Annotated in this window: 5 protein-coding genes and 2 pseudogenes; 5 read left to right on the top strand and 2 right to left on the bottom strand. The window is 69.4% G+C overall.

Features of this window, described 5'->3' with window-relative positions:
- From Q7A36_RS37810 to Q7A36_RS37800, 3 genes and pseudogenes are all read left to right on the top strand, one after another.
- Positions 1-570 (top strand): annotated as a pseudogene (locus tag Q7A36_RS37810) (alpha/beta hydrolase); the annotation flags it as partial.
- A gap of 2 nt (positions 571-572) precedes the next feature.
- Positions 573-1,589 (top strand): thioredoxin family protein, encoded by a 1,017-nt coding sequence (locus Q7A36_RS37805; RefSeq protein ID WP_305108955.1) that lies wholly within the window; start codon positions 573-575, stop codon positions 1,587-1,589.
- A gap of 79 nt (positions 1,590-1,668) precedes the next feature.
- Positions 1,669-1,989: a hypothetical protein gene (locus Q7A36_RS37800; protein WP_305108954.1), complete on the top strand. Its 321-nt coding sequence runs from the start codon at positions 1,669-1,671 to the stop codon at positions 1,987-1,989.
- Between the two features lie 117 nt (positions 1,990-2,106).
- Here Q7A36_RS37800 and Q7A36_RS37795 read toward each other — a convergent pair whose 3' ends face one another.
- Positions 2,107-2,433, bottom strand: coding sequence for a hypothetical protein (locus tag Q7A36_RS37795; RefSeq protein WP_305108953.1), 327 nt, complete (start codon positions 2,431-2,433; stop codon positions 2,107-2,109).
- A gap of 224 nt (positions 2,434-2,657) precedes the next feature.
- On the opposite strand from Q7A36_RS37795, the gene Q7A36_RS42135 reads away from it, so the two are divergent.
- Both Q7A36_RS42135 and Q7A36_RS37790 read left to right on the top strand, forming a co-directional pair.
- Positions 2,658-2,963, top strand: coding sequence for a YrrC family ATP-dependent DNA helicase (locus tag Q7A36_RS42135; RefSeq protein WP_456306845.1), 306 nt, complete (start codon positions 2,658-2,660; stop codon positions 2,961-2,963).
- 214 nt (positions 2,964-3,177) lie between these two features.
- Entirely contained in the window at positions 3,178-4,665 is a 1,488-nt protein-coding gene (locus Q7A36_RS37790) for an AMP nucleosidase (RefSeq protein ID WP_370655784.1), read from the top strand.
- Between the two features lie 918 nt (positions 4,666-5,583).
- Here the strand turns inward: Q7A36_RS37790 and Q7A36_RS41905 are convergent.
- Positions 5,584-5,952, bottom strand: a pseudogene (locus Q7A36_RS41905) (S10 family serine carboxypeptidase-like protein); the annotation flags it as partial.
- Between the last annotated feature and the right edge of the window lie 332 nt (positions 5,953-6,284).

Genomic DNA, 6,284 nt, shown 5'->3' with positions numbered 1-6,284 from the left:
GCCTGCATCATGGCCGCCCTCTGGCCGGAGCGGTGCCGTGCCCTCGTCTCGGTCAGCGGCTACCTGATCGGCAGCCCCGAGGCCAACAAGGCGCCGCTGTCGCCCCGAGCGGAGCTCGCCTGGTGGTACCAGTTCTACTTCGCCACCAGCCGCGGCCGCGCCGGCTACGAGGCTCATCGCCGCGACTTCGCCCGGCTGATCTGGCAGACCGCCTCGCCGCGCTGGCAGTTCAACGATGCGACCTTCGACCGCAGCGCGCCGGCCTTCGACAACCCCGACCATGTCAGCATCGTGATCCATAACTACCGCTGGCGGATCGGCCTCGCCCAGGGTGAGCGGGAGTACGACACACTGGAGGAGCGCCTGGCCCGGTTTCCACCGATCGGCGTGCCGACCATCACCCTGGAAGGCGACGCGAACGGCGCACCGCATCCGGAGCCGGCCTCCTACGCCAGCCGTTTCACCGGCCGCTACGCGCACCGCCTCGTCACCGGCGGGGTCGGCCACAACCTGCCGCAGGAAGCACCGCGCGACTTCGCCGAGGCCATCATCGCCGTGGCCACCTCCTGAGCATGGCGCCGGATCGCAGGGAGAACCGCATGCAACGTCGCACGATCCTGCCGGGGCTGCTCGCTGCCGGTGCCATGCTGGTGGGACTGCCGCCGCTCCTGCGCAGCGCCGCGCAGTCCGCACGCGGGGTGCCCGCGCCGGAATTCGCGGGAATCGAGGGATGGCTGAACACCGACGCGCCGATCTCCCTCTCGGCGCTGCGCGGCAAGGTGGTGCTGGTCGATTTCTGGACCTATTCCTGCATCAACTGCCGCCGCACCGTGCCGTACCTGAATCGCTGGCAGGCGGAGTACGGCCCGCACGGCCTGCAGATCATCGGCATCCACACGCCGGAGTTCGGTTTCGAGCGCGTCCGCCACAACGTCGCGGATGCCGTGCGGGAGTTCGGCATCCGCTATCCCGTCGGCCAGGACAACGGCTTCCAAACCTGGCGGGCCTGGAGCAACCAGGCTTGGCCGGCCTTCTACCTGGTCGACCGGGAGGGCCGGATCGTCCTGCTGCGCGAAGGCGAGGGCCACGCGCGCGAGATGGAAGGCGCGATCCGGTCGCTGCTGGGGCTCGCCGGCACGGGACCATTCGGCCAGCCGGGCGATGACCCGGATCTCACGCAGATCCGCTCGCCCGAGATCTATTTCGGGTCGCAGCATCCGACGCCGCAGGACCCGGCTCAGTCACCCCGCCGAGGCGAAGCGGAGTACGCGTTCGGTCCCGGGCGGGGCCCAGGGCTGAACCAGTACCAGCTCGACGGGCGCTGGGTGCATGAGGTGGAGGCTCTGGTGCTCAAGTCGGCCCGTGGCGGCCTACGGCTGCGCTTCTCGGCGGCGAAGCTGCACCTGGTCGCCGCTGCGCCGGGATCGGCCGCATTGCGCGTGACAGTGGACGGCGACGCGGAGCGGACCATCGAGGTTGGACGGCCCACGCTCACCACGCTGGTCGACGGCACGACCTATGGCGAGCACTGGCTTGCCATGGAGGCGGCGACGCCCGGTCTCTCCCTGTTCAGCGTGACGTTCGGATAGCGGGCCCGCATGGCCGACGAGGATCCCACGAGGACGCGTATCATGGTGCTTGTCTGCCTGCTTGCGGTGTGGAGGACGGATGGGTGGTACCGTTGTGCCGGCGGCCTCCGAAGGATGCAGCGCCGTCGCAGTGCCGCCGATCTTCGGCGCCACAATTCCGTTGGGCTACCGGCCCTGGGAACTGGTTGCGCCGGCTCTGGAAACCGTGCCGCTGGACGAACTGCGCACCGTGCTCGGCGACACGACCGTGATCGTGGCAGCACCTGCGGTCGGACGAGTTTCCGCCAGCCCCGTTTTCTGCCGCGGGCACGACGATTCTGATCTTGGTCAAGCATACAAGGCGATATGCCGCGACCTGCGGCTAGGGCTTCGATCGGTTCGTGAACGGGACACCGGCTGACGAAGCGCAGCATGAGGCCTGCTTCCCCTGCCATGCTGCGAGCGTCAGGGACGACGATAACGTCCTCATGCGTTACGCGCCGTGAAAGCCGCCCCGCGTGACTTCGCCAGGCGTACCTCATCTGCGCTGGTACCAGAAGGCACGCCATGCCCGGACCAGGGGACCACCCGAGGTCCACGCCACCAGCTCCTGGCGGATGCTGCGGTGGGCAGCCGCAAGCTGGTCAGCCTGCTGGCGTGCTGCCTGGAGTTCCGCGTCCATCGCGGCACTGCGGATTCGTGCGGCATCGCGTTCCCCTTCCGCACGCTCGACCTGCGCTTCCAGCTGGTCGACCCGTGCCCGCTCGCGCTTAAGCTGGTCTTTCAGGAAGGCGAGCAACGCGACTTGGGCGTGCTCCGGCGTGTCAATGAGCTGAGCCGCCCCGTTCAGGGCATCGGCGGGCACGGCTACCCGTGTCCTGCCATCGTTCCCGGGCTGTCGTGGCCAGCCGAGCCGCCGTGCCTTCCGGGCGACGCTGTCTGCGCCAATCCCGAGCTGCCGTCCGGCCTCCTCGTAGGTCAACCAGCGTGCGTCAGGCTGAGCGTCGTCCCCGCTGGTCGCCATGATCGCCCCCTCGCATGCGACCGCTACCGGAGTAACGCTAGCCGCGCGGTAGCGGCGCCGGCAACATGCCCGGCAAGGCACCCCGGACTGCGCTGGCTCTGCCCGTCCGCCGGGCCGGGTGCGCGGGCGGGGGAGCTGGCGGGGCGGGTGGAGCGGGTCATCTTCCGCAGCGAGGCGGTGGCTTCTACGTGCTGCGGGTCAAGGCGCGCGGCCAGCGCGATCTGATCACCGTGATCGGGCACGCCGCCAGCATCGCGGCAGGCGAGTGGATCACCGCAATGGGCGAATGGGGGATGGATCGCACCCACCGGCCAGCAGTTCCGCGCCCGCCACTGCGGCGGGGGTCGAGCGCTACTTCGCCGCCGGCATGATCCACGACGTCTGCCCGACCTACGCGGCCAAGATGGGGCGGGCGGTAAGAGCAGGGTCGGCCGATTCGGTCCAGGACAGAGGTCTGGACGGTTGAACCAGCGACCTTGGCCATCTCCGCCGGGCTGACTGCCTGTCCGCACGACCCGTTGGTCGATCCAGTGCCAGCCCTCGGCGTTGTCGCGAGCCAGACCGCGTCGGCCGTACGAGGAAACCGTGACGCTACCAACCACCCACCCGCCAGCGGGCCGAGGCTCTCTCACGCCTGAGCAGACCATCGACCGGCTCGAGGAGTTCCATACCGCCGCCGTGATGGCCCAGCGGGTCGCCCTCGAGCGGTTCCTCGCGGGCGGGCCGCCTCCCGATAGCGAGGAGCGTCGCCGGTTTCACTATCCCGAGCTCCGCTTGACCTACAACCCGGTCGGCCATCCACCGCCACCCTCGCGCAGAGCTTGGGCCAAGCTTCAGGCACCGGGCACTTACGCCGTGACGGTAACCCAGCCAGGGCACTTCCGCCCCTACCTTCTTGAGCAGCTTCGGCACCTTGTGGCCGACTTCTCGCCCACCATCGAAGTCAGGCCGAGCCTACAGGAGATCCCCTATCCCTACGTCCTCGAACGTGGGGACGCCTTCGACGGGAATACCGCCTCCGGTACAAGCCTGGCGCGGCACTTCCCAAGTCCCTCGCTGGCAGATGTCGGGGACGAAGTGGCCGACAGCCTCTGGCATGTCGAGCCCGCGTCGCCTCAACCCCTCGCGCTGTTCGATGCCGTGCGGGTGGACTACTCGCTCCGCCGCCTGGTCCACTACACTGGGACCGATTGGCGACATGTCCAACCCTGGATTCTGCTGACCAACTACCACCGCTATGTCGACCAGTTCGTGCGTTGGGGATTGGCCGCGTTGGCGTCGGCCGAGAGTCCATACGACAGGCTCGTACTTCCGGGCGGCGTCGAGGCAGCGTCCGGCGAGACCCCGGCCGTGGAGGCGCTCGTCGCCTCCACGGCATGGCACCGCTACCAGATGCCGGCCTACCACCTTCTGCGGCGGGATGGCACGGGTGGCGTAACCCTCGTCAACATCGGTGTTGGTCCGTCCAACGCGAAGAACATCACCGATCATCTGGCAGTGCTCCGGCCGCATTGCTGGCTCATGGTGGGGCACTGCGCGGGTCTCCGGCAGTCCCAGACCATCGGCGACTACGTCCTGGCGCATGGCTATCTTCGGCGCGACCGCATCCTGGATGACCTGGTGCCACCCGAGGTGCCCATCCCGGCCCTCGCCGAGGTGCAGGTCGCGCTACAGCAGGCAGCAGCGCGGGTCACGGGCGAGGAGGGGGATGGGCTGAAGCGGCGGCTACGCACCGGCACGGTGGTGACCTATGACGACCGTAACTGGGAGCTGCGCTGGTCGCGTGAGCGACGCCGCATCAACCTCTCCCGCGCCATTGCGGTGGATATGGAGAGCGGCACGCTGGCGGCACAGGGCTACAGGTTCCGGGTGCCCTATGGGACGCTGCTTTGCGTCTCCGATCGGCCTCTGCACGGCGAGATAAAGCTACCGGGCACCGCGAGCGCGTTCTACGAGCGCGCTGTGGGGCAGCACCTCACCATCGGCCTGATAGCCCTCGGCATCCTTCGTGGTCAGCTGGGCGCGCTTCATTCGCGCAAGCTCCGCAGCTTCGACGAGCCGCCCTTCCGGTGAGCCACTCTGGCTTGGCCGGAAGCCGTACGAACTCATTCGGCAAGGTGGACCAGAGCGCGATGCTGGCTGTGTCAGCGTCGCTCTAGCATCATTCGTGCCTCCTCTCGCAATGCGGCGCGCGAGCCGTCGAGCGCGTAGAACATGTGCCCACCCGGATAGGCAAGGAACCGGATCCGATCGCCGCCCGCGGTTGATGGCATCTGGTCGAGGATGACCCTTGTGGCCGTGTAGGGGGTGACGAGGTAAAAAGAGGCCGTGCGCCACGACAACGCGCAACCGGGTGTCGAAGGCGAGCGCGGTGCGCAGGCTGCCGATGGCTTCGGGCGGGCTCAACGCGCCGCCCCAGCCCCATTCGCGGTTCACGCTGCGGTTCAGCAACTCATACCGCCGGCCGTCTGGCCGCCAGTCCAGGCGCTTGCCGTAGAGCTCGAGCATGGCGCTGGCCAGCGGGGCCATGAGCCCGTCCAGCACCGGATCGGGATGCCGGCTCACCAGGGCGGCTGGGAAGGGATCCGGGCGGGTCTCGGTGGCATCATAGGCACTGCCGACGCGGTGGCGGCCGCGATGCAGCTCGCGGAGGAACTCGCCCGTCTCCAACCGGCCTCGCCGCTGCCGCACCAGGGCAGAGTCGAGGCCGGTCAGCGCAGCCACGCGCTCCGACCGGCGCGCCACCGCTTCGGCGTCGCGCTCGCCGCGGAGCAGGTCGGTGAGGTACTCGCCGAGCGCGTAGCGCTCGACCTCGGCGAGGCTCTCCCGGGTAACCACAGCCCCGGAGACAGCCCGCGCCGCTGCAACCATGCTGGGCAGGCGCGTGGCCTGGGTCAGTGGATCGAAGGGCAAGGCGCGGCCGGCGAAGTCGAGCACCGGCGAGATCAGCATAAGCCCGAGCAGGCCGATGCCCTGGTCCACCTGCAGCGCGCGGGCCAGCCGCGGCCCGCGGAAGCCGCCATAGCTCTCGCTGACCAGGAACTTCGGCGAGCCGACCCGGCCGGCGTTCTCCAGCCAGCGGCGTATGATCTCGGCCAGGGACTGAATGTCGCCCTCGACCGACCAGAGACGTCGGCGCAGTTCGTCGCCGGGCCGCGCGAAGGCGCTGTAGCCGGTGCCGACCGGGTCGACGAAGACCAGGTCGGTGAAGTCGAGCCAGGTCTCGGCATTCGGCAGAAGATCCGGGGGAGCGGAGGGCAGGGCCGCGTCGCCCGCCATGGGCAGGCGCCAGGGGCCGAGGGCGCCCAGATGCAGCCAGGCCGAACTCGCGCCAGGACCGCCGTTCAGGACGAAGGTCACGGGCCGCTGGCTGGCCGGCTGGTCCGCGTCCCGCCTGTAATCGATGAGGGCGACGTCGGCCTGCGGTTGCCCCTGCGGGTCAGCGAGGCGGATGCTTCCGGCTGTCGCACTGAAGCGCAGTGTGCGGCCGGGCAATTCCAGCGCATGCCGGGTCGTCACATCGGCCGGCAGACGCCGCTCGGCAGCGTCAGGCTCGGGCCGGGTTGCGCTGGGGCGCCCGGCATTGCGCGCTTCCACCGGGGCGCTCGGTCCCGGAGTGGCCGTGTCCTGCGCCAAGGCGGCAAGGGTCAGGCAAGTTGCCGCGAGAGTGCCCAACCATGCCCCGCAGCGGA

Origin of the sequence: Paracraurococcus lichenis, from assembly GCF_030657435.1 — a bacterium.
Lineage (GTDB): Bacteria > Pseudomonadota > Alphaproteobacteria > Acetobacterales > Acetobacteraceae > Paracraurococcus > Paracraurococcus lichenis.
Note: the sequence above shows the minus strand (reverse complement) of the source record. Positions and strands in the feature narration are given on the sequence as shown.

What these genes read in the sequence shown, in the direction of transcription:
- Q7A36_RS37800 (WP_305108954.1), top strand. Translation starts at nt 1,669, where the DNA reads ATGGGTGGTACCGTTGTGCCGGCGGCCTCCGAAGGATGCAGCGCCGTC.
- Q7A36_RS42135 (WP_456306845.1), top strand. Translation starts at nt 2,658, where the DNA reads ATGCCCGGCAAGGCACCCCGGACTGCGCTGGCTCTGCCCGTCCGCCGG.
- Q7A36_RS37805 (WP_305108955.1), top strand. Translation starts at nt 573, where the DNA reads ATGGCGCCGGATCGCAGGGAGAACCGCATGCAACGTCGCACGATCCTG.